Source organism: Sphingomonas sp. GW821-FHT10F11 (assembly GCF_058809095.1).
Genome location: NZ_JBXASH010000008.1, coordinates 151,496 through 173,885 on the forward strand (window position 1 = coordinate 151,496; position 22,390 = coordinate 173,885).

Annotated in this window: 27 protein-coding genes; 16 read left to right on the forward strand and 11 right to left on the reverse strand. The window is 66.0% G+C overall.

What is annotated here, in order from left to right; translation table 11 throughout:
* The 9 genes from AC1RT8_RS20485 to AC1RT8_RS20525 form a co-directional block, all read right to left on the reverse strand.
* Complete coding sequence (locus AC1RT8_RS20485) at positions 1-144, reverse strand: hypothetical protein (protein ID WP_372858001.1); 144 nt, start codon at positions 142-144, stop codon at positions 1-3.
* 47 nt (positions 145-191) lie between these two features.
* Positions 192-944: a tetratricopeptide repeat protein gene (locus AC1RT8_RS20490; RefSeq protein ID WP_493077888.1), complete on the reverse strand. Its 753-nt coding sequence runs from the start codon at positions 942-944 to the stop codon at positions 192-194.
* Positions 944-3,475: a TonB-dependent receptor gene (locus AC1RT8_RS20495; protein ID WP_493077889.1), complete on the reverse strand. Its 2,532-nt coding sequence runs from the start codon at positions 3,473-3,475 to the stop codon at positions 944-946. Before AC1RT8_RS20495 ends, AC1RT8_RS20490 begins: the two co-directional genes overlap by 1 nt.
* A gap of 241 nt (positions 3,476-3,716) precedes the next feature.
* A complete protein-coding gene (locus AC1RT8_RS20500) occupies positions 3,717-4,070 on the reverse strand; it encodes a GIY-YIG nuclease family protein (protein WP_493077890.1) in 354 nt (117 codons plus the stop codon).
* A gap of 12 nt (positions 4,071-4,082) precedes the next feature.
* Positions 4,083-4,328 carry a ribbon-helix-helix domain-containing protein gene (locus AC1RT8_RS20505; RefSeq protein ID WP_493077891.1) on the reverse strand — a complete coding sequence of 82 codons (246 nt, stop codon included), beginning with the start codon at positions 4,326-4,328 and terminating at the stop codon, positions 4,083-4,085.
* Between the two features lie 15 nt (positions 4,329-4,343).
* Positions 4,344-6,173: a cobaltochelatase subunit CobT gene (gene cobT / locus AC1RT8_RS20510; protein ID WP_493077893.1), complete on the reverse strand. Its 1,830-nt coding sequence runs from the start codon at positions 6,171-6,173 to the stop codon at positions 4,344-4,346.
* Positions 6,170-6,949 carry a hypothetical protein gene (locus AC1RT8_RS20515; RefSeq protein WP_493077895.1) on the reverse strand — a complete coding sequence of 260 codons (780 nt, stop codon included), beginning with the start codon at positions 6,947-6,949 and terminating at the stop codon, positions 6,170-6,172. The genes cobT and AC1RT8_RS20515 overlap by 4 nt, the downstream gene beginning before the upstream one ends.
* 219 nt (positions 6,950-7,168) lie before the next feature.
* Positions 7,169-8,173 (reverse strand): cobaltochelatase subunit CobS, encoded by a 1,005-nt coding sequence (gene cobS / locus AC1RT8_RS20520; RefSeq protein ID WP_493077896.1) that lies wholly within the window; start codon positions 8,171-8,173, stop codon positions 7,169-7,171.
* Between the two features lie 106 nt (positions 8,174-8,279).
* Complete coding sequence (locus tag AC1RT8_RS20525; RefSeq protein WP_493077897.1) at positions 8,280-8,978, reverse strand: winged helix-turn-helix transcriptional regulator; 699 nt, start codon at positions 8,976-8,978, stop codon at positions 8,280-8,282.
* 75 nt (positions 8,979-9,053) lie between these two features.
* Between AC1RT8_RS20525 and AC1RT8_RS20530 the strand changes: the two genes are divergently transcribed.
* The 7 genes from AC1RT8_RS20530 (at position 9,054) to AC1RT8_RS20560 (ending at position 13,572) form a co-directional block, all read left to right on the forward strand.
* Positions 9,054-9,497 carry a VOC family protein gene (locus AC1RT8_RS20530; RefSeq protein WP_493077899.1) on the forward strand — a complete coding sequence of 148 codons (444 nt, stop codon included), beginning with the start codon at positions 9,054-9,056 and terminating at the stop codon, positions 9,495-9,497.
* Between the two features lie 25 nt (positions 9,498-9,522).
* On the forward strand, positions 9,523-9,957 hold the full coding sequence (locus AC1RT8_RS20535; RefSeq protein WP_493077901.1) for a DoxX family protein: 435 nt from the start codon (positions 9,523-9,525) through the stop codon (positions 9,955-9,957).
* 68 nt (positions 9,958-10,025) lie between these two features.
* Positions 10,026-10,745 carry a DUF1428 domain-containing protein gene (locus tag AC1RT8_RS20540; protein ID WP_493077902.1) on the forward strand — a complete coding sequence of 240 codons (720 nt, stop codon included), beginning with the start codon at positions 10,026-10,028 and terminating at the stop codon, positions 10,743-10,745.
* Between the two features lie 41 nt (positions 10,746-10,786).
* Entirely contained in the window at positions 10,787-11,581 is a 795-nt protein-coding gene (locus tag AC1RT8_RS20545; RefSeq protein ID WP_493077903.1) for a VOC family protein, read from the forward strand.
* Positions 11,582-11,611: 30 nt separating this feature from the next.
* Positions 11,612-12,100 carry a VOC family protein gene (locus AC1RT8_RS20550; protein WP_493077904.1) on the forward strand — a complete coding sequence of 163 codons (489 nt, stop codon included), beginning with the start codon at positions 11,612-11,614 and terminating at the stop codon, positions 12,098-12,100.
* Positions 12,101-12,177: 77 nt separating this feature from the next.
* Positions 12,178-12,840: a dihydrofolate reductase family protein gene (locus tag AC1RT8_RS20555; RefSeq protein ID WP_493077906.1), complete on the forward strand. Its 663-nt coding sequence runs from the start codon at positions 12,178-12,180 to the stop codon at positions 12,838-12,840.
* A 15-nt stretch (positions 12,841-12,855) separates the two neighbouring features.
* On the forward strand, positions 12,856-13,572 hold the full coding sequence (locus AC1RT8_RS20560; protein ID WP_493077907.1) for a DUF899 family protein: 717 nt from the start codon (positions 12,856-12,858) through the stop codon (positions 13,570-13,572).
* 3 nt (positions 13,573-13,575) lie between these two features.
* On the opposite strand, the gene AC1RT8_RS20565 is transcribed toward AC1RT8_RS20560, so the two are convergent.
* Positions 13,576-14,187: a J domain-containing protein gene (locus AC1RT8_RS20565; protein WP_493077909.1), complete on the reverse strand. Its 612-nt coding sequence runs from the start codon at positions 14,185-14,187 to the stop codon at positions 13,576-13,578.
* Between the two features lie 40 nt (positions 14,188-14,227).
* On the opposite strand from AC1RT8_RS20565, the gene AC1RT8_RS20570 reads away from it, so the two are divergent.
* Genes AC1RT8_RS20570 through AC1RT8_RS20590 form a run of 5 tightly spaced genes read left to right on the forward strand, consistent with a single transcriptional unit; the run spans position 14,228 to position 17,490 of the window.
* Positions 14,228-14,512 (forward strand): BolA family protein, encoded by a 285-nt coding sequence (locus AC1RT8_RS20570; RefSeq protein ID WP_493077910.1) that lies wholly within the window; start codon positions 14,228-14,230, stop codon positions 14,510-14,512.
* Positions 14,513-14,514: 2 nt separating this feature from the next.
* Positions 14,515-15,216, forward strand: a complete 702-nt coding sequence (locus AC1RT8_RS20575; protein WP_493077912.1) for a glutathione S-transferase — start codon at positions 14,515-14,517, stop codon at positions 15,214-15,216.
* On the forward strand, positions 15,213-15,659 hold the full coding sequence (locus tag AC1RT8_RS20580; protein WP_493077914.1) for an NUDIX hydrolase: 447 nt from the start codon (positions 15,213-15,215) through the stop codon (positions 15,657-15,659). The genes AC1RT8_RS20575 and AC1RT8_RS20580 overlap by 4 nt, the downstream gene beginning before the upstream one ends.
* A complete protein-coding gene (locus AC1RT8_RS20585; protein ID WP_493077916.1) occupies positions 15,656-16,555 on the forward strand; it encodes a pirin family protein in 900 nt (299 codons plus the stop codon). Before AC1RT8_RS20580 ends, AC1RT8_RS20585 begins: the two co-directional genes overlap by 4 nt.
* Before the next feature lie 47 nt (positions 16,556-16,602).
* Positions 16,603-17,490, forward strand: a complete 888-nt coding sequence (locus AC1RT8_RS20590) for an alpha/beta fold hydrolase (RefSeq protein WP_493077918.1) — start codon at positions 16,603-16,605, stop codon at positions 17,488-17,490.
* An 86-nt stretch (positions 17,491-17,576) separates the two neighbouring features.
* Here the strand turns inward: AC1RT8_RS20590 and AC1RT8_RS20595 are convergent, their stop codons facing one another.
* Positions 17,577-18,674: a DUF2332 domain-containing protein gene (locus tag AC1RT8_RS20595; protein ID WP_493077919.1), complete on the reverse strand. Its 1,098-nt coding sequence runs from the start codon at positions 18,672-18,674 to the stop codon at positions 17,577-17,579.
* A 61-nt stretch (positions 18,675-18,735) separates the two neighbouring features.
* On the opposite strand from AC1RT8_RS20595, the gene hisG reads away from it, so the two are divergent.
* The 4 genes from hisG to thiL all read left to right on the forward strand — a co-directional run bounded on the left by hisG (position 18,736) and on the right by thiL (position 22,320).
* The gene (hisG, locus tag AC1RT8_RS20600; RefSeq protein ID WP_493077921.1) at positions 18,736-19,398 is read left to right on the forward strand and encodes an ATP phosphoribosyltransferase; all 663 of its coding nucleotides are present in this window, start codon (positions 18,736-18,738) and stop codon (positions 19,396-19,398) included.
* Between the two features lie 132 nt (positions 19,399-19,530).
* Positions 19,531-20,841, forward strand: a complete 1,311-nt coding sequence (hisD, locus tag AC1RT8_RS20605; protein ID WP_493077922.1) for a histidinol dehydrogenase — start codon at positions 19,531-19,533, stop codon at positions 20,839-20,841.
* Complete coding sequence (nusB, locus tag AC1RT8_RS20610) at positions 20,838-21,293, forward strand: transcription antitermination factor NusB (RefSeq protein ID WP_493077924.1); 456 nt, start codon at positions 20,838-20,840, stop codon at positions 21,291-21,293. The genes hisD and nusB overlap by 4 nt, the downstream gene beginning before the upstream one ends.
* A gap of 127 nt (positions 21,294-21,420) precedes the next feature.
* Positions 21,421-22,320, forward strand: a complete 900-nt coding sequence (gene thiL, locus AC1RT8_RS20615) for a thiamine-phosphate kinase (protein WP_493077925.1) — start codon at positions 21,421-21,423, stop codon at positions 22,318-22,320.
* Positions 22,321-22,390: the final 70 nt, after the last annotated feature.

Here is a 22,390-nt window from a genome sequence, read left to right on the forward strand (position 1 = left end):
TCAGCGCGCGAGGAACAGCCAGTAGAGCAGCGCGGCCCAGATCATCAGGCTGACGGGCACGGCGTAGAACAGGCCGTGCACTGCGCTGCTGTCGTCGTCATCGGTCCGGAACGGGCCGGACAGGTCATGCCGTGGCTGGAACATCTCGCCCTCCTGAGCGGGACTGTACGGCGCGTCCGCTTTCCCCAATATTAAGGGGAAATACGATCCGCGCCCGTCCGCAGCGCCTGCACCCCGCGCACCCGGAACGCCGGCACGTCGGCGCGCGCCAGCCAGGCACTCGCCTTGTCGACAAAGGCCGGCGTCGCGGTCTCGCCCGCGCGCTTCAGCCAGTCCATCGCCTCGTCCGCCTTGCCCGCCGCGCCGAGCATCCGGGCATGGTTGAAGCAGCCGCGGAAATCCCCGCCGCGCGCGGCGCGGGCATAGCAGCGCGCCGCCTTGGCCATGTCGCGCGGCACCACCCAGCCATCCTCATGGAAGCTGCCGACGAAGTTGATCGCCTTGGCGTTGCCCAGTTTCGCGGCCTTCTGGAACCAGTCGAGCGCGGCCGCCTTGTCCTCCGCCACGCCGTCGCCGAGCGCGAGCAGGGTCGCGTAATTGTACATGCCCCAGTCGAGCCCGCGCTCGGCGGCGATGCGGTAGCATTCGGCGGCACGCGCCTTGTCCGGCGCGGCGCCCCAGCCGAGATCGTAGCAGCGGCCGACCATGTTGATCGCCATCAAATGATGCTGCGCCGCCGCCCTGGTGAACCAGCCGAGCGCGGCGGGCTCGTCCCTCGCCACGCCGGCGCCGTCGAGCAGCATCTGCCCGTACACGGCCTGCGCCTCGGCCATACCGGCCTCCGCCGCCGCGCGAACGAACGCCGCGCGCTCCTCGGGAGGACCCGAGAGGCGCGCGGCGATGTCGTCAGCGGTCAGCCCATCGAGATCGAGGGCAGCCGTCATCAATAGCGGACGTTCAGCGTGGCAAAGGCCGAGCGGCCCGCGGCGATCGACGCATAATGCGCTGAATAGGCCTGAGTGAAATAAGTCTTGTCCGTCAGGTTCTGGACGTTGACCGACAGCTCGAAATTGCGGTTGAAGCGATAGGACGCGCGGGCGTCGAAGCGCCAATATTCAGGGATGGTCCGGTACAGCACCTTGGTCGCCGGGGTGACCGTCACCACGCCCGCATTGGTCTGGGTCGCCGCGCGGTTGTCGCTGTACCCGCCGAACACGCGGCTGGTGTAGAAGGCGCCGCCACCGAGCGAGAAGCCCTTGACCGGCTCGACCGTGGTCCACAGCGTGAAGCTGTCGCGCGCCGTCTGGGTCGCCTGCTTGCCGGTGTTGACCGAGACGACCTGCACTGTCTTGGCGCCCTGGACAAGGACGTTGCCTTGGCGGATTTCCGGTGCGGTCAGCACGGTGAAGCCGCCATCGACAATCTTCGGATCGAGATGGGTATAGCCGCCGAAGATCGTCCAGCCGGGCAGGATCTGCCCGCTCGCATTGAACTCGACGCCGCGGATACGGCGCTTGCCGATGAACTCGACCCCGCCGTTCGCGCCGACGGCGCGTGCATTGTCCGTATCGGTCTGGAAGGCAGCGAGATTCAACGACAATCTGCCGTCCATCAGATTCGCCTTGGCTCCGACCTCATAGGATCTGGTCTTCTCGATCTTCAGCGAGTCGAGCACCGCGAGGGCCGTCAGATAGGCCGCGTCGGTGGTCGGCGTACCCAGGGCGTTCGACTCCGCCCCTTCGCCCAACAGGCTGTTCGGCGGTGTCGCTGCGGTGGCGTAGGACGCGTAAAGGCTGGTTTCCGGGGTCGGCTTGAAGACGAGGCCGGCCTGCCAGTTGAACAGATCGTCGGACCGCGACAGCTGATAGGTGGTGGTCGCAGTTGCGGCCTGGCCCGGCGTCACGGTCGATTTGAAATGGTCGTAACGGGCGCCGAGATTGAGGATCAGTGATGGCAACAGCGTGATCGAGTCGAACGCATAGATCGAGCGCGTTTCCGCGTCGTTCTGCGTCTCCTGGATCGGCAGCGTCCTGGTGATCGGAGCGACCGTGCTCAGGCTATCGCTCGTATAGTTCACCCATGCATCATTGGGATTGGGGGTGAACAGGCTGGTGCAATTGTACCGCGCGATCATCGCGGTGTTGCAGCGCGGCGAGATGGTCGCGCCGGTCGCGAGCACGAAGGTCCCGCGGCGCGCCTTCTCCCAGGAGAATTCCGCGCCAACCGAGATGTTGTGTTTCACGCTGCCGGTGTTGAAGCTGCCGTACAGGTCGGTCTGGTTGGTGATGTTGTCGGTGTAGCCGTAGCGCGTATTGGCACGGCGCCACACATAACCGCCCGTGATGAGATCGCCGCGGATCGCGGCATCGCTGCCCGCAACCGGCGGAGTCGCCGAGTTGCCAAAGACATTGCCCTGCTGATCGTCCGGCTGGGTATAGATGTACGCCTGCGAATTGTGCGAGAAACGCGAGGTGTTGCGCAGGGTCAGCCCGCCGAAATCATGCTCGGCGCGGATCGTGATCTGATCGGTGTCGGCATCGCGAAAATCGCGATCGACCAGCCCGTAGAAGGTCGAGCGATCGACCACGCCGGTCGTGCCGCCCCTGGTCGTGCCCCTGCCGATCAGCGGCTCCGAATAGATGTTGCCGGTGCCGGGCGCGTTGCCGATCGTGTAGAAATAGGGAATGCCGCTGTCGGGCAGTTCGTGGCTGGTCAGGTGATAATAGGAAGCGGTCAGCCGGGTCGGCGTGCCGAGCCCAAGCGTGATCGAGGGCGCGACACCCCAGCGGCGCTGCCAGATCGCATCGCGGCCGGCCACGTCCTGATCATGCCACATGCCGGCGACACGGACCGCGATCGTATCGGTCAGCTTGTAATTCGCATCGGCGGTGACGCGCTTGTAGTCGTCCGTGCCGAAGCTGGCCGAGCCGGAGATGAAGTTGCGATCGGTCGGCAATTTGGTGATGATGTTGATCGAACCACCCGCGCTGCCGCGGCCGCCGAGCGTCGAATCCGAGCCGCGCACGACCTGGATCTCCTCGACCGCGAACACTTCGCGGGTCTGCGCCGCCAGATCGCGCACGCCGTCGACATAGGTCGAGCCCTGGCTATCGAAGCCGCGGATGAAGGGACGGTCGCCGATCGGGTTCCCGCCCTCGGCCGCGCCGAAGGTGATGCCGGGCACGGTACGCAGCGCATCCTGCAGGCTGGCCGAACCGGTCTGTTCGATCACTTCCTTGGGCAGGACGACGATCGACTTGGGCGTGTTGACGGGGGCGGCGACCTGCTTGGGCGCTTTCTCACGCTGGCCGGTGACGAGTACGTCGTCGCGGCCCTGATTGTCGTCACTGGTCGGCACCGTATCTGGCTCGTCCGCGGCGAAGGCCGCACTGCTGGCGAACGCGCCGACACACGAAAGCGCGAGAAACGCGGGCTTTGCGATAGGCGTGCGTCGAGCGGTGCTGGTGGTGCGCAATTTCTGTCCCCTTTGTATCGCGGGCCAGCTATTGCGAGTCACTCTCATTGTCAACGCTATTGAGAGTAATTCTCACAGGTTTGGGCGGGGAGCAGCGGGTCACGCCAGCGAGCCGCGCCCCGAAGGCCGAGGACTTCGCGGCACGGTGGATGCCGGAACAAGTCCGGCATGACGGTTTAGTGAGAGCCGCCGCCTCTCTCGCGATCGTCACCCCGGACTTGTTCCGGGGTCCACCAGTGTTTCAACGCAAAGGGTCGAGGCCGAGTGCTACGGCCAGATCATCCCATTTGGGGTTGTCGCGCTCGATGAGATTCTTCTTCCAGTCGCGGCGCCATCCCTTGATGCGCTTCTCGGTGGCGATGACGATTTCCATCGTGTCGCCGACTTCGTACCAGACGAGGCGTTTGATATTGTAGCGTTTGGTGAAGCCGTCGAAGGTGCCGTCGCGATGCTGCATGATGCGGCCGATGAGATTCGATGTGACGCCCGTGTAGAGGCGGCCGTTGAAGTCGCTCGCCAGGATGTAGACGCAGGGTTCCCGTTCCCTCATGCCGTAGAGCGTGCCGAACGGTGGATGCCGGAACAAGTCCGGCATGACGGATTGTGATTAGGGCGCGCGCTCCGACATAAGCCAGCTCCGCAATGCGCTGGCCAGATTGGGAGGATCGTCGGCTGTAATACGCAGCGCGTCGATTTCGGCGATCAGTGCGTTGAGCGGCAGGCTGCGCGCCTCCGCCGCTGACTCGAGCGCTTCCCAGAACAAGGGCTCGAGGCTGATCGAGGTCGCGTGGCCGGCGATCGTAACCGACCGTTTGACCGGGCCGACAAACCCGCCCGGCGGCGCGGCGATCATTCAGTCCCCGCTTCTTCAGTCAGTGTCGAACAGCGCGGCAAGCTGCTCGATGATCGTGCCGCCGAGTTGCTCGGCATCCATGATCGTCACCGCTCGCGCATAATAGCGCGTCACGTCGTGGCCGATGCCGATCGCGGCCAGCTCGACCGGCGAGCGGGTCTCGATCCAGTTGATCACCTGGCGCAGATGGCGTTCGAGATAGCTGCCCGAATTCACGCTGAGCGTGGAATCGTCGACCGGCGCGCCGTCCGAGATGACCATCAGGATCTTGCGTTCCTCGGGCCGAGCGATCAGCCGGCTGTGCGCCCAGAGCAACGCCTCGCCGTCGATATTCTCCTTGAGCAGTCCCTCGCGCATCATCAGCCCGAGCGAGGTGCGCGCGCGGCGCCACGGCTCGTCGGCCTTTTTATAGACGATGTGGCGCACATCGTTGAGCCGGCCCGGCTGGGGCGGACGCCCCGCGGCGAGCCAGGTCTCGCGCGCCTGCCCGCCCTTCCAGGCGCGGGTGGTGAAGCCGAGGATCTCGGTCTTGACCCCGCAGCGCTCGAGCGTGCGGGCGAGGATGTCAGCGCTGATCGCGGCGATCGAGATCGGGCGGCCGCGCATCGAACCGCTATTGTCGATCAGCAAGGTGACGACGGTGTCGCGGAAATCGGTCTCGCGCTCGATCTTGTAGCTGAGCGACTGAGTCGGATTGACGACGACGCGGGCGAGGCGGGCGGCGTCGAGCAGTCCTTCCTCCTGATCGAAATCCCAACTGCGATTCTGCTGCGCCATCAGCCGGCGCTGCAGCCGGTTGGCGAGCTTGGTCACCGCGCCCTGTAGATGCACGAGTTGCTGGTCGAGATAGGAGCGCAGCCGCGCCAGCTCGTCAGCGTCGCACAGGTCGGTCGCGGCGATCACTTCGTCGAAACTGGTGGTCCACGCCTTATATTCGAACTGCGGTGCGAAATCGGAGAAGGGCCGGTTGGGACGGACGGGCAGCATGCCCTCCTCGCCGTCATCGCCCGCCTCGCCGTCCATGTCCTGGAATTCGTCGTCGCTGGTCTCGGCGCCCTCACCGTCCTGCGATTCGGCATCGCGGTCGGAACCCCGCGCCTCGATCTCGCCCTGGCCCTGCTCGCCCTCGCCTTCGCCGTCCTCGCCTTCTTCGGACTGCTGCTCGTCAGTGCCTTCGTCCTCGGATCCGCCCTCATCGGCTTCATCGGGGACCATGTCGCCCTCGACCAGTTCGAGATCCTCGAGCAGGCGGGTGACGAGGCTGGCAAAGGTGCGCTGATCGTCGATCGCCAGCGCCAGCGCGTCGAGATCCTTGCCCGCCTTCTCCTCGATCCAGTCGCGTACCAGCGCCATGCCCGGCGCCGTGACGGCGGGCGCCTCGGCGCCGGTCAGCCGCTCGCGCACCATCAGGCCGAGTGCAGTGGAGAGCGGCACTTCGTCGCGGTTGCGGGCGCGGGTGATCGGATCGGCGCGCAGCTTCAGGTCGAGCGCAGTCGCGAGGTTGGCAGCGATGCCGGCATAGCCGCGTGCGCCGAGTGCCTCGACCCGGGCACCCTCGACTGCGTCGAATACGGAACGCGCGACTGCCTCGGCGGGCGCCTGCTTCGCGTGGAGCGCGGCATTGTGGTGGCGCAGGCGCAGCGCGAAGCCGTCAGCGAAACCACGGGCTTCAGCGACCTGGTCGGCCGGCAGGGTGCGTGCCGGCATCGGCACCTTGATATGCTTGCCCGACTGGGTGGGCGCATCGGCAGTGAAGGCGAGCTCGATCTCGGGCTCGTGCGCGATCGCGCGCGCGGCACCGCCGAGCACGGCCTTGAAGCGATCGAGGGGCGTTTCCGTCGTCATGGCTTCTGCTCTGGCACCACCAAACGCCCGGGCGCAAGATCGCGGTCGATCCTGATGCGCGCGATCTTCGTTTCCGGATCGAATTCGAGCACGGTCACCACCGCACCCTGGATCACGCCGTATGCCGGGAGCTTCGCGATCGAGATCTTGTGCCGCGTCTCGGGCAGCGGGCGGTTCATGCCGTAGAGTATCAGCTCGGCATCGAAGGACAGGCTGTCCTTCTCACCCGCCGTGCCGGCATAACGCAGCCGCAACTCGCTGCCATTGCCGAGCAACATACCGCGGATCAGCCCGTAATGCGCGGGCGTGATGGCGAAGGGTTCGCGCCCTGAATCGCCCTTGGCGCCGATCAGGATGGCATGATCGAGCGTCTCGTCGTCATTGGTATCGTAGAGGCAATAGCGCGTGACCAATTTGGTCGGCCTGAGCAGGCCAACCAGGCCGAAGCCCATCGAGCCGACCATTGCCTTGGTGAAGGACGGATCCTGTTCGGTTTCGCAGAACACCACGGGCGGATCGCCGGGAATGCCGTCCACCCGGGCGGATTCGAACACCGTCTCGCGGGTGAAATTGCGCTTCTGGCCGAGCCGGTCGAGCGCGATCGGATCGACCAGCAGCACCGTTTCGGGGCGGCCGAGCGGGCTTTGCGCGATGATCGCGCCCGGGACAGCGATCTGCTCGCCCTTGAGCGTGCGGCCGGGGAGCAGCGGGACCGAGGCTGGCTTGACCTTGTAGTCGGGGGTCTTGGCGGCGGTGAGCAGAAGGGCGGCGGCCATGACGACCGCGGCTTTTGCCAATTTCCTCTTGCCGGAAGGGAAGGCGCCTGGCCCGACGTTCATTGCCAACACCTCGACATCACCCAGCTAGAGCTTCCCCGGCGGAGGCCGGGGTCCAGTTCCGGAACAGAAAGAAACGGGCGTTTCGGCCGACCAGAGAAGTCCCCCAACTGGGCCCCGGCCTTCGCCGGGGAAGAAGATTATGGATGGAGCCGCAACTCAACCCTTGCCGACCACGCTCTCGGGCAGATCCTTGCCGAAGACGCGCTGATAATATTCGGCGACCAGTGCCCGTTCCGCCTCGTCGCACTTGTTGAGGAAGGACAGGCGGAACGCGAAGCCGACGTCGCCGAAGATCAGCGCATTCTGCGCCCAGGTGATGACGGTGCGCGGGCTCATCACGGTCGAGATATCGCCGTTGATGAAGCCGCGGCGCGTGAGATCGGCCACGCGGACCATGTTGTCGACGACCTGCTTGCCCTCGGGCTTGTCATATTCGCCGGACTTGGCGAGCACGATCTGCGCCTCGACCGCGGCAGGCAGATAGTTGAGCGTGACGACGATGTTCCAGCGGTCCATCTGGCCCTGGTTGATCTGCTGCGTGCCATGATAGAGCCCGCTCGTGTCGCCCAGGCCGACCGTGTTGGCGGTGGCGAACAGGCGGAACCAGGGGTTCGGGCGGATCACGCGGTTCTGGTCGAGCAGCGTCAGCTTGCCCTCGGTCTCCAGCACGCGCTGGATGACGAACATCACGTCGGGGCGGCCGGCATCATATTCGTCGAACACCAAAGCCGTCGGCGTCTGCAGCGCCCAGGGCAACAGGCCTTCGCGGAATTCGGTGACCTGCTGGCCGTCCTTCAGCACGATCGCGTCGCGGCCGACCAGATCGATGCGGCTGATATGCGCGTCGAGGTTGATACGGATGCACGGCCATTTCAGGCGCGCCGCGACCTGCTCGATATGAGTCGACTTGCCGGTGCCGTGATAGCCCTGGACCATCACGCGGCGATTGTGCGCGAAGCCGGCGCAGATCGCGAGCGTGGTGTCGCCGTCGAACACATAGGCCGGATCGAGATCGGGCACGCGCTCATCGGCTTCCGAAAAGGCGGGAACCTCCATGTCCGAATCGATGCCGAAGAGTTCACGGACCTTCACCATCTTGTCGGGCGCGTCCATGATCGTCGTCTCGCGGCTGTCGGGCTGGGTGTTGGGTATGTCCGTCATGATCTCGTACCGTTCGGGCTGATCTGCAGAAGCCCTGCTCCTCTTCAACGATCGAGAAGGAAGAACGGCACTTCGACAAGCTCAGTGCGAACGGAAATAGAGTTCGTCAAGCCGAACCCGTCTTGGGCGGCAACGGAAACAGCGTGACGAACCGCTCCGCGAGGGCACGATCGCCCGATAATTTCAGCGATCCGGCCGATTCAGCGTCCTCGATCGGCCGGCCGCCATAGACGACCGACGCCAGGGTCACCGGGTCGGTATCGAGCATCACATCCGCCTCGCGCGGATCGGTCCGGCGAATCGCGATGCCTTCCGCGTCGACGGTCGCGACGAATTCGTCCTCGCCGAAGCGGAAGCCGATGGTGCGGTTCACCTCGCCCGATCGGGACCGGTCGATCATCGTGCGGAAGGACAGCATGATCGAGGCGGCGCTGAGCGGCAGCGTCGTGTCGTGCCGGTGCGACTGCACCGCCCAGCGGCCAAGCTCCTGGATCGCGCGTTCGCTCGCATAACCCCAGGGTGTGAGGCCATAAACCTGCACCGAGGCGGGCGGCGGCAGCTTCCGGCGGGTGAGGATGCCGACCTCCTCCATGCCCTCGAGCCGCTGAGTCAGCACATTCGCGCTGATCCCGCCGAGCGCTTTCTTCAACTCACCGAAGCGGCGCGGGCCGAACATCAGCTCGCGCACGATCAGTAGCGACCAGCGCTCTCCGACCAGCTCCATCGCCAGTGCGGTGCCGCAGGCGTCATCATACCAACGCTTTTCCGCCTTTTTGCTCGAGTCGGTTATTTTTTCTAACTCCATGGTTGCTTTTAATAACTCGATACGTCATCACCGTCAAACAGTGATTCGCCAGAAACGCAGAGGAAAGGATTTGCCATGCCCAAGATGATCTTCGTGAACCTGCCCGTTGCCGACGTCGAACGCTCGGCCGCCTTCTATCAGGCGATCGGCGGGACCAGGGACGAGCGCTTCTGCCAGGAGAGCAGCACCGCGATGCTGATGTTCTCCGACTCGATCAGCCTGATGCTGCTGAGCCATGCCCGTTTCGGCGACTTCACCTCGAAGACAATCGTCGATGCGCGGACCGATTGCGAAGTGCTGATCTGCCTGACCGAGGACAGCCGCGACGAGGTCGACCAGACCTTGGCCAGGGCAGTCGCCGCCGGCGCCCGGCCCGATCCGGTCCCGGCGCAGGATTTCGGCTTCATGTACGGCCGCAGCTTCGAGGATCCGGACGGCCATATCATCGAGCTGACCTGGATGGACGTCGAGGCGGCGATGGCCGCGATGTCGGGCGGCGGCGAGCCTGTCGACGCCTGAACCCCTTCTTCCAAGGAGACGCATGATGAATAGCATTGCCATCGACTCGCCCGGATCGGTCCGCGGCACGCTGCCCCGCAACGGCGCCGTCATCGCCGGCCGCACGATGAGCGGACTGGTGATCCTGTTCCTCCTGCTCGACGGCGCGATCAAGCTCGTGCCGATCCAGCCGGTGATCGACACCACCGCCACGCTCGGCTGGCCGACCGATTTCGGCACGTTGCGGTTGCTCGGCATACTGACGCTCGGATCGGCGCTGCTGTACGCCTGGCCGCGCACCGCGCTGCTCGGTGCGATCGTGCTGACCGGATATCTCGGCGGAGCGGTCGCCACGCACGCCCGGATCGGGAGCCCGTTGTTCACCCACACGTTGTTCGGGGTGTATATCGGCGTGCTTGCCTGGGCCGGGCTGTATCTGCGCACCCCCGCCCTTCGCGCGCTGCTGGCGCACCGCGACTGATCACCCACCCCGCCACCGGAAACGTCCGGGGCATAATCGGCAACTCGCCGACAACCAGGAGACGATCGATGAGCTATATCCAGGGTTTCGTGCTGGCCGTGCCGGCCGCCAACAAACAGGCCTATATCGACCACGCCACCAAGGCAGTGCCGTTCTTCCGCGAATTCGGCATGACCCGCATGGTCGAGAATTGGGGCGACGAGGTGCCGGACGGCAAGGTCACCGATTTCAAGCGCGCGGTGAAGGCGAAGGACGACGAGGTCGTGCTGTTCAGCTGGATCGAATGGCCTTCGAAGGAAGTGCTCGAATCCGGCATGCAGAAGATGATGGAAGACCCGCGCATGGCCGAGATGGCCAATATGCCGTTCGACGGCAAGCGCATGATCTATGGCGGCTTCGCGCCCTTGCTCGATCATGGCTCGGGCGGATCGACCGGCTATGTCGACGGCTATCTCGTGCCGGTCGAGGACGGCAAGCAGGATGCCTATCGCGGCATGGCCGACAAGGCGTCCGAAGTGTTCCGCGATCACGGCGCGACCCGCGTGGTCGAGGCCTGGGGCGACCATGTGCCCAAGGGCGAGGTCACCGATTTCCAGGGCGCGGTGGCGGCGACCGAGGCTGAGAAGGTGGTCTTTTCCTGGGTCGAATGGCCAGACAAGGCGACCCGCGATGCCGGCATGGCCAAGGTGATGGAGGACGAGCGGATGAAGCCGTCCGCCGATGCGGAGATGCCGTTCGACGGCAAGCGCATGGTCTATGGCGGCTTCGCTCCTATCCTCGACGCTTGAGGCACAATCCACCCCCGGACCCAATCCCCAGGAGAGCGACGATGACCAATCCCGAAGGCACGCCGATCTGGTATGAGCTGATGACGACCGATCCCGACGCGTCCAAGGCGTTTTACGACGATGTGATCGGCTGGACGGTGCAGGACAAGCCGGATGGCGACATGGATTACCGCATGATCGACAGCGGCAACAAGGGCGAGCTGGTCGGGGGCGTGATGCGCCTGACCGAGCAGATGACGGCCGGCGGGGCGAAGCCGACCTGGCTCTTCTATATCGGCGTGAACGACGTCGACGCCTCGGTCGAGAAGATCAAGGCGGCCGGCGGCCGAGTGATGATGCCGGCCTGGGACATCCCCGATGTCGGCCGGATCGCGATGGTCACCGATCCGCAGGGCATCCCCTTCTACGTCATGCGCGGCGCGAGCGAAGGAAGCAGCACCGCCTGGGACCGGATGGGCATGGGCAAGTGCAACTGGAACGAGCTGTCCACGCCCGACCAGGCCGGGGCCAACGCCTTTTACGCAGACGTGTTCGGCTGGACCTATCCCGACAAGATGCCGATGGGCGAGAATGGCGATTATATCTTCGTCCAGGCCGGCGATCAGACGATCGGCGCGACCATGCAGACCATCCCGGCGGGCCAGCCGAACGCGCAGCCTTCCGGCTGGCACTTCTATTTCCGCGCACCGGACATCGAGGCGGCCGCCGCCAAGGTCTCGAAGAATGGCGGGACCGTGCATGCGGGGCCGATGGACGTGCCCGGAGGAGACCGCATCATCGTGGCGAGCGATCCGCTCGGCGTGATGTTCGGGGTCGTCGGACCGGGCAATCAATAACGGACCAATCACAATATCGAGGAGAGCAAGATGACGAAGATCGCACCATGCCTGTGGTTCGACGGACAGGCCGAAGAAGCGGCCGCGCTGTATGCCGGGATCTTCCCCGACAGCCATGTCGACAAGGTCAACCGCTCGCCCGGCGACTATCCGGACGGCAAGGCGGGCGACGTGCTCACCGTCGAGTTCACCGTGCTGGGCAGCCCCTTTATCGGGCTGAACGGCGGGCCGCACTTCACCTTCAACGAGGCGGTCTCGTTCATGGTCTATACAAAGGACCAGGAGGAGACCGACCGCTACTGGAACGCGCTGATCGCCGATGGCGGATCGGAAGGGCCGTGCGGCTGGTGCAAGGACAGGTTTGGCCTGTCCTGGCAGATATCGCCGCAACAGCTGTTCGATGCGATGGCCAGCCCGGACCGCGAAGCGGCCAAGCGGGCGATGGACGCGATGATGAAGATGAAGAAGATCGACATCGCCGCGATCGAGCGTGCCTTTGAAGGGGAAAAGGTGGCCTGAGCGCCCTCCGCTCGGGCTGCCGGTTGCGGGTGGCCCGAGCGGGCGGGCGCCGCCCCTAATCGATCGAGGTATTTTCCATGAGAAAGATCATCGCGGGCGCCTTCCAGTCGCTCGACGGCGTGATGCAGTCTCCCGGCGCGCCCGAGGAGGATCCGACCGGCGACTTCACCCTGGGCGGATGGTCCGCCACCCTGTGGGACGAGGCGATGGGCCAGCAGATGGGCGGCGTGATGGGCAGCGATTTCGATCTGCTGCTCGGCCGGAACACCTATGACATCTTCGCCGCCTATTGGCCTTTCCAGAACGGCGATCCGATCGGCGAGAAGTTCGACGCCGTCACCAAATATGTCGTCACCTCGTCGACCGAGCCGCTCGGCTGGGTCAATTCGGTCGCGATCAATGGCGACGCCGCGGCCGGGATCGCCAAGGTCAAGGCGACCGAGGGTCCGGACTTGCTGATCCAGGGCAGCACCAAGCTCTACCCGGCGCTGCTGGCGGCCGGGCTGATCGACCGGCTGTTCGTGATGACCTTTCCGGTCGTCCTGGGCGGCGGGAAGCGCCTGTTCGCCGACGGCGTGACGCCGGGTGCGATGCGGCTGATCGACTCGACCGTGTCGACCACCGGGGTGATCATCGCGACCTATGAGCCCGCCGGGCCGGTGCCGATCGGATCGTTCGTGACGGGCGAGCCCTCGGCGCTGGAGATTGCCCGGCGCGAGAAGATGGCGCGGCAAGGCTGAAAGGGGAGCATCGTCATGGAACATCTCGCCTTTCCGAACGAGAGCCAGGAATATCGGGCGGCGCGTAATGCGCTGCTCGATGCGGAGATGGCGCTGCGCCGCCAGATCGAGGAGGTCGCGGCTCTGCGCCGCGCCCTCCCGCCGGGCGGGGCGGTGGCGCAGGACTATGTGTTCGAACGGATCGGGGCGCATCAGCGGCCGGAACAGGTGAAGCTCTCCGAGTTGTTCGATGGCAGGTCGAGCATCATCCTCTACAGCTTCATGTATGGGCCGGAGCGCGACGCCCCCTGTCCCGGCTGCACGCACATGCTGGACAGCCTGGACGGCGCGGCGCGGCACGTGCCGCAGCGGGTGCCGTTCTGGATCGTCGCGAAATCGCCGATCGCGCGGCTGGTGGCCTGGGCGCAGGATCGCGGTTGGGATCACCTGCGGTTCCTGTCGACCGCGGGCAACAGCTATGACGCCGACTATTTCGGCGACACCTCGAACGTCTCGGCGGCGATGCGCGCCGAGCGCGGTTATGAGGACGGCAAGGACTGGGACGAACCGGTGTTCAATGTCTTTCGGAAGCAAGGCGACACGATCCGGCATTTCTGGGGCAGCGAGCTGGTCTATGCGCCGGAAGAGCCGGGGCAGCATCATCGTGCCGGCGATCTGGTCGATCCGGTCTGGGGGCTGCTCGACATGACGCCCGAGGGGCGCGGGGCGTTTTTCCCGAAGCTTGCTTATTGAAATTCAAGCGAACGCCGCCGCGCCTTTCAGCTGGGTATAGGCCGCGATCACCTCCTGCAGCGCCTTCTCGTGACTGCGGTCGCCGCCGTTGCGGTCGGGATGGTAGCGGCGGACCAGTTCGGCATAGCGCTGGCGCAGGCCGCGGCGGTCGACATCGGTAGGCAGGCCAAGCACCTTCAGGGAATGGCGGTCGCTTTCCGACAAGGGGCGGCCGTCCTTGCGCACCTCCTCCATCCTGCGCTGGAAGCGCGCGCCGATCGCGTCGAGCGGGTCGCTGAAATCGGCCCAGCGGGGTGGACGGTCGGCGCCGCCCGTCTGGGTGAAGGCGCGGGTCTCGCGTTCCCAGCCGGAAAAGGGACGCTGCGCGTCGTGGATCTCGTCCGCGCTCATGCCCTGGAAGAAATTATACCGTGCGTTGAATTCGCGGACATGGTCGAGGCAGAACCAGCGATAGGGCCGAGGTCCCTCGAAGCCATTGGCCGGCCCTTCCTCGGGCGGCGCGCGGAATTCGCCCGGGACGTCGCAGCCCGGATGCGCGCACAGCCTGCCCGTCCCTTCCACGCGACCGTGGAAGCGAGCGTTCGGCCGATCCTTCTTTTCACTATCCCGCGCCACGCGGTTCCCCGATTTGAACAAAGCGGCCTATATAAGAGCGATGTCCAGTATCGCCACCGGCTCCGTCGCGTCCGAAATCGCGACCCGTCTCACCTCCGCGCTCGACCCGACGCATCTGGAGGTGGTCAATGACAGCCACCATCATGCCGGCCATATGGGCGATGACGGCACGGGTGAATCGCACTTCACCGTGATCGTTGAAAGCCCCGCGTTCGAGGGGCTGAATCGAGTCCAGCGCCAGCGGCTGGTGAACCAGGCGCTCGCCGATCTGTTGTCCTCGCGCATCCATGCGCTGGCCATCCGGGCACGCGCGCCGGGAGAATAAATATGGCCTACAGGCTCTGGTACTGGCCTTCGATCCAGGGGCGTGGCGAGTTCGTGCGGCTGCCGCTCGAGGCGGCGGGCATCGCGTATCGCGATTGCGCGCGCGAGACCGACGAAGAGGCGCTGATGGCGAATATGGAGCGGCACGGCGCCGACGGCCCGTTCGCGCCGCCCTATCTCGAGCTGGAGGACGGCGCGGTCGCGCAGGTCGCGAACATCCTGCTGTATCTCGACGAGCAGCATGATCTGGTGCCGGCGACGCGGCGGCACTGGGTCAACCAGATCCAGCTGACCGTCGCCGATCTCGTCGCCGAGGTGCACAATGTGCATCATCCGGTGAGCATGTCGGACTATTATCGCGACCAGAAACCCGAGGCGGCGCGCGCGGCGAAGACGATGCGCGAGGAGCGGATGCCGAAATTCCTCGATCATTTCGAGGCGGCGACCGAAGCACATAAGGGCGACTGGCTGACCGGCGAACGCTGGAGCTATGGCGACACCTCGCTGTTCCAGATCGTCGAAGGGCTCCGCTACATGTTCCCGAAGCGGATGGCGGCGATCGAGGGCAATTATCCCGGGCTGATCGCACTGCACGACCGGGTCGCCGCGTTGCCGGAGATCGCCGCCTATCTGAAGAGCGAGCGGCGCATCGCGTTCAACGAGGACGACATCTTCCGCCATTATCCCGAACTCGACGCGGCATGAGCCTGGCCGAGCGCCCCGCGGCGCGCATCCTGCTGATGGATCCCGCGGGGCGGGTGCTGCTGTTCCGCTTCGATGCGGCCGACCGCCCGCCCTTCTGGGCGACGCCGGGCGGGGCGGTCGATCCGGGCGAGAGTTATGAAGAAGCGGCGCGGCGCGAACTGATCGAGGAGACCGGCATAAATGCGGAGCCCGGGCCCGAGATCTTGCGGCGGGTGGTCGAGTTCGTCACGCTGGAAGGCGTGCCGGTGCTGGCCGACGAGCGCTATTTCCTGATCCGCACCGAGACGTCCGAGATCGACACCGCACGGCATACCGAGCTGGAACAGCGGGTGATGCAGCACTGGCAATGGTTTGACCGCGAGGCGATCGCCGCGCACCATGAACTCATCTATCCCGAGGACCTCGCCGAGATCCTCCAGGGCCTGAACGGAGCCGCTTCATGATCGACGATTTCGTGCTGCAGACGATCCAGCCGACCACGCATGATCTGGGCGGGTTCAAGGTGCACCGCACCCTGCCGTCCAAGCCGCGCACCATGGTCGGCCCGTTCCTGTTCTTCGACCAGATGGGGCCGGCGCATCTCGAGGTCGGCACCGGCATCGATGTGCGGCCGCATCCGCATATCAACCTGGCCACCGTGACCTATTTGTTCGAGGGCGCGATCGACCATCGCGATTCGATCGGCACCTTCGCGACGATCGAACCGGGCGCGGTGAATTTGATGACCGCGGGGCGCGGCATCGTCCATTCGGAGCGCTCGCCCGCCAGCCAGCGCGCGCAGGGGCCCGACCTGTCGGGCATCCAGACCTGGATCGCGCTGCCCGAGGCGCAGGAGGAAATGGACCCCGCCTTCGAGCATGTCGAAAAGGCAGCGCTCCCGGTGATCGAGACGCCCAATGCGCGGGCGCGGATCATCATGGGCAGCCTGTGGGGCGCGACAGCGCCGACCACCACCTATGCCGGGACGATCTATGCCGACATCATCCTCGATCCGGGCGGCGAGGTGCCGGTCGATGCCGATGCGGACGAGCGGGCGGTCTATCTCGCGCTGGGCGAGGCGAGCCTGGACGGCGTGCCGCTTGAGCCGATGGTGCTGTACGTGTTGAAGCCGGGCGTCGCGACGTCGCTCAGGTCACGCGACGGCGGACGGGTAATGCTGTGCGGCGGCGATGCCTTTTCGACACCGCGCCATGTGTGGTGGAACTTCGTCTCGTCGAGCCGCGAGCGGATCAATCAGGCGAAGGAGGATTGGCAGGCGGGACGGTTTCCCAAGGTGCCGGGGGACGAGAAGGAGTTCATTCCGATCCCTGAGATTCCGAAGACCGTGAGTTATCCGTAGAGGACAATAAGCCCCTCCCCTGAAGGGGAGGGGTGAAGGGAGAGAAAATGCCGAACGCTTTCGATCTTCAAACCGTCCCCCTGCCCACCGGCGTCACCCTCGACGTCGCAGTCGCGGGCGATCCCGCCAGCCCCGCGATCATCCTGCTTCACGGCTTCCCGGAATCGCATCGCACCTGGCGGCACCAGATCCCCGAGCTGGCGAAGACCCATTTCGTGCTCGCGCCCGACCAGCGTGGGTTTGCCCGGTCGTCCAAGCCGGCGGCGGTCAGCGACTATACGCCGGACAAGATGGTCGGCGATCTGGTCGCTCTGGCGGACCATTTCGGCGTGGCGACCTTCACCCTGGTCGGCCATGACTGGGGCGGCGCGATCGCCTGGATGGCGGCGCTGACCCGGCCCGACCGGGTCGCGAAGCTGATCATCGTCAACGCGCCGCATCCCTTCATCTTCCAGAAGACGATGTTCGACGACCCGGGGCAGCGCGAGGCGAGCCAGTATATCCGCGCCTTCCGCAATCCCGATCTGGAGAAGCATATCGAGGCGATCGGCCTGTCGGCGTTCTTCGACGGCAGCTTCATGCGCCACACCGATTTCGACAAGATAGCAGGCGAGAAGGCCGCCTATCTCGACGAATGGAGCCAGCCCGGCGCGATGACCGCGATGCTCAACTGGTATCGCGCAAGCGCGATCGTCGTGCCGGACATCGGCGAGGAAGCCGAACGCCCCGCTTTCCTGAGCGCACCCTTTCCGCCGATCAGGCAGCCGACGCTGGTGATCTGGGGCATGGACGACAAGGCGCTGCTGCCGAGCCAGCTCGAAGGACTCGATACGCTGGTGCCCGACATGACGCTGGTGAAGGTCGATGCCGGGCATTTCGTGCCGTGGGAAGCGCCCGACGCGGTGACGAGCGCGATAGGGCGGTGGCTGGGTTAGACTCATCGCCATGGTAGCAGCAGACCATAGCGGGTTTGGCGGCACCGTTGTCGGAAATGTCAGTAGGGTAGCTGACATTTCGGCGGCTAGACCGCGATCTTCGCTCCCTCGGCCAGGTCGATCCCCGGACCGCGTATTTCCGGCGGTCCTGCGTTGATCCAGGTGGCGTGGGCGTGGGCGGTGGCGACAATCTGCCATTCGCCGTCGCCGGGCCAGCTCCGGACCCCGATGACCTGATGGGCGAGGGCGCGATCGGGCTCCATCTTCACCCATGCCAGCGGGCGCTCGGCCGTCGCCCGGGCGCCCGCCGCCTTCATCGCGATCCTGATCCGCTCGGCCACCGCTTCGGGCAGATATTGCCATACCACTGAATGCATCAGCACGCGGGTGACGCCGGTCTCCTGCGGTTCGGCCAGCCGTGCCTCGACCCAATCGGCGGCATCGGCCCGCTCCAGCCGCACGGCGCGGTCGCGCAGCATCGCGATCGCGGTCTTCAGCCGCCGCGCCCGATCGGGCGTCTCCGCCCAGACATAGGCCGCGAGGCGCGCCTCGGCGGCAGGATCGGTCGCGTCGATCGTGTTGATGTCGCAGCCGCGCGTGCTCACGATCTCGATCGGCATCTCGGGCAGCGGCGGCCCCTTCCATTCGGGTATGATCGTGACCGGCGAGTCGGCAGGGCCGACCATCGTACCGCCCAGATCGAAACGGTAGCGATCGATCATCAGGTTGAGCCCGGCGCTCGACCCGATCTCCAATATCTCGAGTCGCGGCCCATGCCTGCGGGCGATCTCCAGCAGGCCAGTCATCAGCGCGGCGGAGCGGCCCGGCTCGTTGGTCTGGGGCGGCCCGTCGAGCCAGGGCAGAAGCGCCGCGTCATGCTCCACGAGCACGCGGGCGAGTTCAGCCTCGATCGCGTCGGGATCGGTGACGGCGCCGGCGAAGACCGCCGCCAGCCCGGCGTCCTTCCCCGCGAGCACCAGCGCGTGCAGCCCGCCGACGAGTCGCAGCGGCAGGGCGGCGCGGGTCGGTTCACCCGGCCAGTCGAGCAATGTCGTCCCGACCCTGCTGTCGCGGTTGAGGCCCCTGGCCAGCGCCGCGCAGATACGCGCATAGGCCGGCGCGGCCATGGCCTTGCAATAATGCTCCTGGATCAGGAATGCGCCGCGGACATTCTGCTCGGTCATAGGGCCTCCTCGCGGCGTCTGTTGCGCCCGCGAAGGGGCGCAAGTAAAGCCCCGCTCACTCATGGCCGATCCGATCATCATCGCCGTCCCCAAAGGACGCATCCTCGCCGAGGCCGTGCCGCTGCTCGAGCGCGCCGGAATCTCGCCCGAAGCGGCGTTCGCCGACGAGGACAGCCGCGCGCTGCGCTTCTCCACCAGCAACCCCGGCATCGACCTGATCCGGGTGCGCGCCTTCGATGTCGCGACTTTCGTGGCGCATGGCGCGGCGCAACTGGGGATCGTGGGATCGGACGTGCTGGCCGAGTTCGATTATTCCGAACTCTACGCACCGGTCGACCTGGGCATCGGGCATTGCCGCCTGTCGGTCGCCGAGCCGGCCGATATGGCCGCGGGCGATGATCCGCGCGGCTGGAGCCATGTACGGATCGCGACCAAATATCCGCATGTGACACGCCGGCATTTCGAGGCACGCGGGGTTCAGGCCGAGTGCGTGAAGCTCAATGGGGCGATGGAGCTGGCGCCGACGCTCGGGCTGGCGCCGCGGATCGTGGATCTGGTGTCGTCGGGCAAGACGCTCAAGGAGAATGGGCTGGTCGAGGTCGAGGTGATCGCCGAGGTCACGTCGCGGCTGATCGTCAACCGGGCGGCGTTCAAGACGCGGCCCGAGGTGGTGCCGCTGGTGGATGCGTTTCGGCGGGCAGTGGAGACGCGCGATGCGGCTTGATGTCCGACGCCTTCCCGAGCGTGACTCCATCCTCCGTTCGTTTCGAGCGAAGTCGAGAAACCTGGGTCAGTCGTCATTGGCCTGTTTCTCGACTTCGCTCGAAACGAACGGGTTAGGGGGCGCGTCCCGCTCATGATCCGCCTTTCCACTTCCGATCCCGGCTTCGAACGGGATTTCACCGCCCTCGTCAACGCGCGGCGGGAAGCCGACGCCGATGTCGCGCGGGACGTGCGGACCATCGTCGCCAGCGTACGCGACGAGGGGGATGCCGCGTTGCAGGCGTTCACGAAGAAGTTCGACCGGCACGATCTCAATGAAACCGGCTGGCGGATCGAGAAGGCCGACTGGCTGGTCGCGCTCGACGGGCTCGAACCGGAACTGCGCGCGGCAATCGAACTCGCAGCGGAACGGATCGCCGCCTATCATCTGAAGCAGAAACCCGAAGACAGCGACTCGACCGACTCCGCCGGCGTCCGGCTCGGCGCACGATGGAATGCGATCCAGGCGGCGGGCATCTATATCCCCGGCGGCCGCGCGGCCTATCCCTCCTCGGTGCTGATGAACGCGATCCCCGCCAAGGTCGCGGGTGTCGAACGGCTGGTGATGGTGACGCCGACGCCGGACGGCGAGGTCAATCCTTTGGTGCTGGCCGCCGCCTATATCGCCGGCGTCGACGAGATCTGGCGCGTCGGCGGAGCGCAGGCGATTGCCGCGCTCGCCTATGGCACCAGCCGGATCGCCGCGGTCGATGTGATCACCGGCCCCGGCAATGCCTGGGTCGCCGAGGCGAAGCGCCAGCTCTACGGCGTGGTCGGCATCGACATGGTCGCCGGGCCGAGCGAGATCGTCGTCGTCGCGGACGGCAGGAACGACCCCGACTGGATCGCCGCTGATCTGCTCAGCCAGGCCGAGCACGACCCGACCAGCCAGTCGATCCTGTTCACCGACGATGCCGCGTTCGGCAGGGCCGTTTCCGAGGCGGTCGACCTGCAGATCGGCCAGCTTTCCACCGCGAAGGTCACTCGCGAGAGCTGGGATGCGAACGGCGCGATCATCGTCACCGCCGACCTGTTCGAGGCGATCCCCCTGGTCGACCGGCTTGCGCCCGAGCATCTCGAGCTTGCCTGTGACGATCCCCAGGCTTTGTTCGACCGGGTCCGCCATGCGGGTTCCGTGTTCATGGGCCGTCACACGCCCGAGGCGATCGGCGATTATGTCGCCGGGCCCAACCATGTCCTCCCGACCGGCCGGCGCGCGCGCTTCGCCTCCGGCCTGTCGGTGCTCGACTTCATGAAGCGTACCAGCTTCCTCCAGCTCGACCACGCCGCGCTCGGCGCCATCGGCCCCGCGGCCGTGGCGCTGGCGGAGGCGGAAGGGCTTCCTGCCCATGCGAAATCAGTGGCGCTCCGCCTCGCGGGCGACCAGACGGAATTGACCCTATGAGCCGAACCTCAGCCCGTTCCACGGCCCGCGCCGCCGCCCGGCTTGCCGCGACCCAGGCACTCTATCAGCACGAGATGGAGGGCACGGCGATCGCACCGCTGCTGCATGAATTCCACCAGCACCGGCTGGGCGCGACGATCGAGGACGCCGAATATGCCGAGGCCGAAGTCGATTTCTTCGACGATATCGTGAAGGGCGCGGTCGCGCGCCAGGCGGAGATCGACGAGGCGATCAAGGGCAAGCTGGCCAAGGGCTGGGCGCTGGAGCGGCTCGACCGGTCGATGCGAGCGATCCTGCGAGCCGGGACCTATGAGCTGATCGCGCGGGCGGATGTGCCGGTGGCGACGGTGATCACCGAATATGTCGATGTGGCGCATGCCTTTTTCGACAAGCGCGAGGCCGGGTTCGTGAATGGATTGCTGGATGCGATCGCGAAGGATGTTCGTGCCTGACCGCCCTCTCCCCTCCGGGGAGAGGGAAGACGAGCGCAGCGAAGTCGGGAGAGGGGCAGTGAGGCTCGGTCCGTCTGACATACTGCCCCTCTCCCCTACCCTCTCCCCGGAGGGGAGAGGGAGCTAGATGAACGAAGCCGAATTCCTTGCCGCGCTCCGCACCCTGCCGCTTCATCCGGCGGCGCGGGGGTTGCTTGACGATACCGCGCTGCTCGATGCGGGCGGGCCGCTTGTGCTGACCAGCGATACCATCGTCGAAGGCGTTCACTTCCTCCCCACCGACCCCGCCGAAGATGTCGCGTGGAAGCTCGGCGCGGTGAATCTGTCCGATCTTGCCGCCAAGGGCGCGCTGCCGCTCGGGATGATGCTTAACTACACGCTCGCCGGAGATTCCGCCTGGGATGCCGGGTTCATCGAAGGCCTCAGGCAACTCGACTGCAATCTGATCGGCGGCGACACCGTATCGCTGCCCTCGGGCGCGCCGCGCGTGCTGACCCTGACCGCCTTTGGCATCGACGCGGCCGCGCCACCGCGCAGCGGCGCTCGGGCGGGTGATGCGCTGTATGTTACGGGCACGATCGGTGATGCCGGCGCCGGCCTCGCCATCGCGCGGGGCGCAGAGGGGCGTGACGAGCTGCTCACCGCCTATCGCCGGCCGATGCCGCGGATCGGCGACGGCCGGGCGCTTGCCCCGGTTGTCCATGCCATGATGGACGTCTCCGATGGGCTGCTGATCGACGGCACGCGCATGGCCGAGGCAAGCGGGCTTGCGCTCGAGATCGACCTGGCCGCCATACCGCTGTCCGCCGCCTATCGCTCCTTTGCCGGCGACGGCCGTGAGGCACGCATCGCCGCCGCGACGGCAGGAGACGACTATCAACTGCTGTTCGCCGCGCCCACCGGCTTCGACCTGCCGGTGTCCGCCACCCGGATCGGCCGCTTCTCCGCCGGGTCCGGACTGAGCCTGATGGATGCCGCCGAAGCGGTGGCGTTGCCGGCGCGGCTGGGTTTTCAGCACGCCGTCTGAACGGCTTGCGCTCTCGTAGAGCGCCTCTATACCTTCCGCCCAAATGCCGAGGACACAGGCCAAAAGGCTT

Coding starts and splice junctions, on each gene's coding strand:
- AC1RT8_RS20485 (WP_372858001.1), bottom strand. CDS start 144: ATGTTCCAGCCACGGCATGACCTGTCCGGCCCGTTCCGGACCGATGAC.
- AC1RT8_RS20490 (WP_493077888.1), bottom strand. CDS start 944: ATGACGGCTGCCCTCGATCTCGATGGGCTGACCGCTGACGACATCGCC.
- AC1RT8_RS20500 (WP_493077890.1), bottom strand. CDS start 4,070: ATGCCGGACTTGTTCCGGCATCCACCGTTCGGCACGCTCTACGGCATG.
- AC1RT8_RS20505 (WP_493077891.1), bottom strand. CDS start 4,328: ATGATCGCCGCGCCGCCGGGCGGGTTTGTCGGCCCGGTCAAACGGTCG.
- cobT (WP_493077893.1), bottom strand. CDS start 6,173: ATGACGACGGAAACGCCCCTCGATCGCTTCAAGGCCGTGCTCGGCGGT.
- AC1RT8_RS20515 (WP_493077895.1), bottom strand. CDS start 6,949: ATGGCCGCCGCCCTTCTGCTCACCGCCGCCAAGACCCCCGACTACAAG.
- cobS (WP_493077896.1), bottom strand. CDS start 8,173: ATGACGGACATACCCAACACCCAGCCCGACAGCCGCGAGACGACGATC.
- AC1RT8_RS20525 (WP_493077897.1), bottom strand. CDS start 8,978: ATGGAGTTAGAAAAAATAACCGACTCGAGCAAAAAGGCGGAAAAGCGT.
- AC1RT8_RS20530 (WP_493077899.1), top strand. CDS start 9,054: ATGCCCAAGATGATCTTCGTGAACCTGCCCGTTGCCGACGTCGAACGC.
- AC1RT8_RS20535 (WP_493077901.1), top strand. CDS start 9,523: ATGAATAGCATTGCCATCGACTCGCCCGGATCGGTCCGCGGCACGCTG.
- AC1RT8_RS20540 (WP_493077902.1), top strand. CDS start 10,026: ATGAGCTATATCCAGGGTTTCGTGCTGGCCGTGCCGGCCGCCAACAAA.
- AC1RT8_RS20545 (WP_493077903.1), top strand. CDS start 10,787: ATGACCAATCCCGAAGGCACGCCGATCTGGTATGAGCTGATGACGACC.
- AC1RT8_RS20550 (WP_493077904.1), top strand. CDS start 11,612: ATGACGAAGATCGCACCATGCCTGTGGTTCGACGGACAGGCCGAAGAA.
- AC1RT8_RS20555 (WP_493077906.1), top strand. CDS start 12,178: ATGAGAAAGATCATCGCGGGCGCCTTCCAGTCGCTCGACGGCGTGATG.
- AC1RT8_RS20560 (WP_493077907.1), top strand. CDS start 12,856: ATGGAACATCTCGCCTTTCCGAACGAGAGCCAGGAATATCGGGCGGCG.
- AC1RT8_RS20570 (WP_493077910.1), top strand. CDS start 14,228: ATGTCCAGTATCGCCACCGGCTCCGTCGCGTCCGAAATCGCGACCCGT.
- AC1RT8_RS20575 (WP_493077912.1), top strand. CDS start 14,515: ATGGCCTACAGGCTCTGGTACTGGCCTTCGATCCAGGGGCGTGGCGAG.
- AC1RT8_RS20580 (WP_493077914.1), top strand. CDS start 15,213: ATGAGCCTGGCCGAGCGCCCCGCGGCGCGCATCCTGCTGATGGATCCC.
- AC1RT8_RS20585 (WP_493077916.1), top strand. CDS start 15,656: ATGATCGACGATTTCGTGCTGCAGACGATCCAGCCGACCACGCATGAT.
- AC1RT8_RS20590 (WP_493077918.1), top strand. CDS start 16,603: ATGCCGAACGCTTTCGATCTTCAAACCGTCCCCCTGCCCACCGGCGTC.
- AC1RT8_RS20595 (WP_493077919.1), bottom strand. CDS start 18,674: ATGACCGAGCAGAATGTCCGCGGCGCATTCCTGATCCAGGAGCATTAT.
- hisG (WP_493077921.1), top strand. CDS start 18,736: ATGGCCGATCCGATCATCATCGCCGTCCCCAAAGGACGCATCCTCGCC.
- hisD (WP_493077922.1), top strand. CDS start 19,531: ATGATCCGCCTTTCCACTTCCGATCCCGGCTTCGAACGGGATTTCACC.
- nusB (WP_493077924.1), top strand. CDS start 20,838: ATGAGCCGAACCTCAGCCCGTTCCACGGCCCGCGCCGCCGCCCGGCTT.
- thiL (WP_493077925.1), top strand. CDS start 21,421: ATGAACGAAGCCGAATTCCTTGCCGCGCTCCGCACCCTGCCGCTTCAT.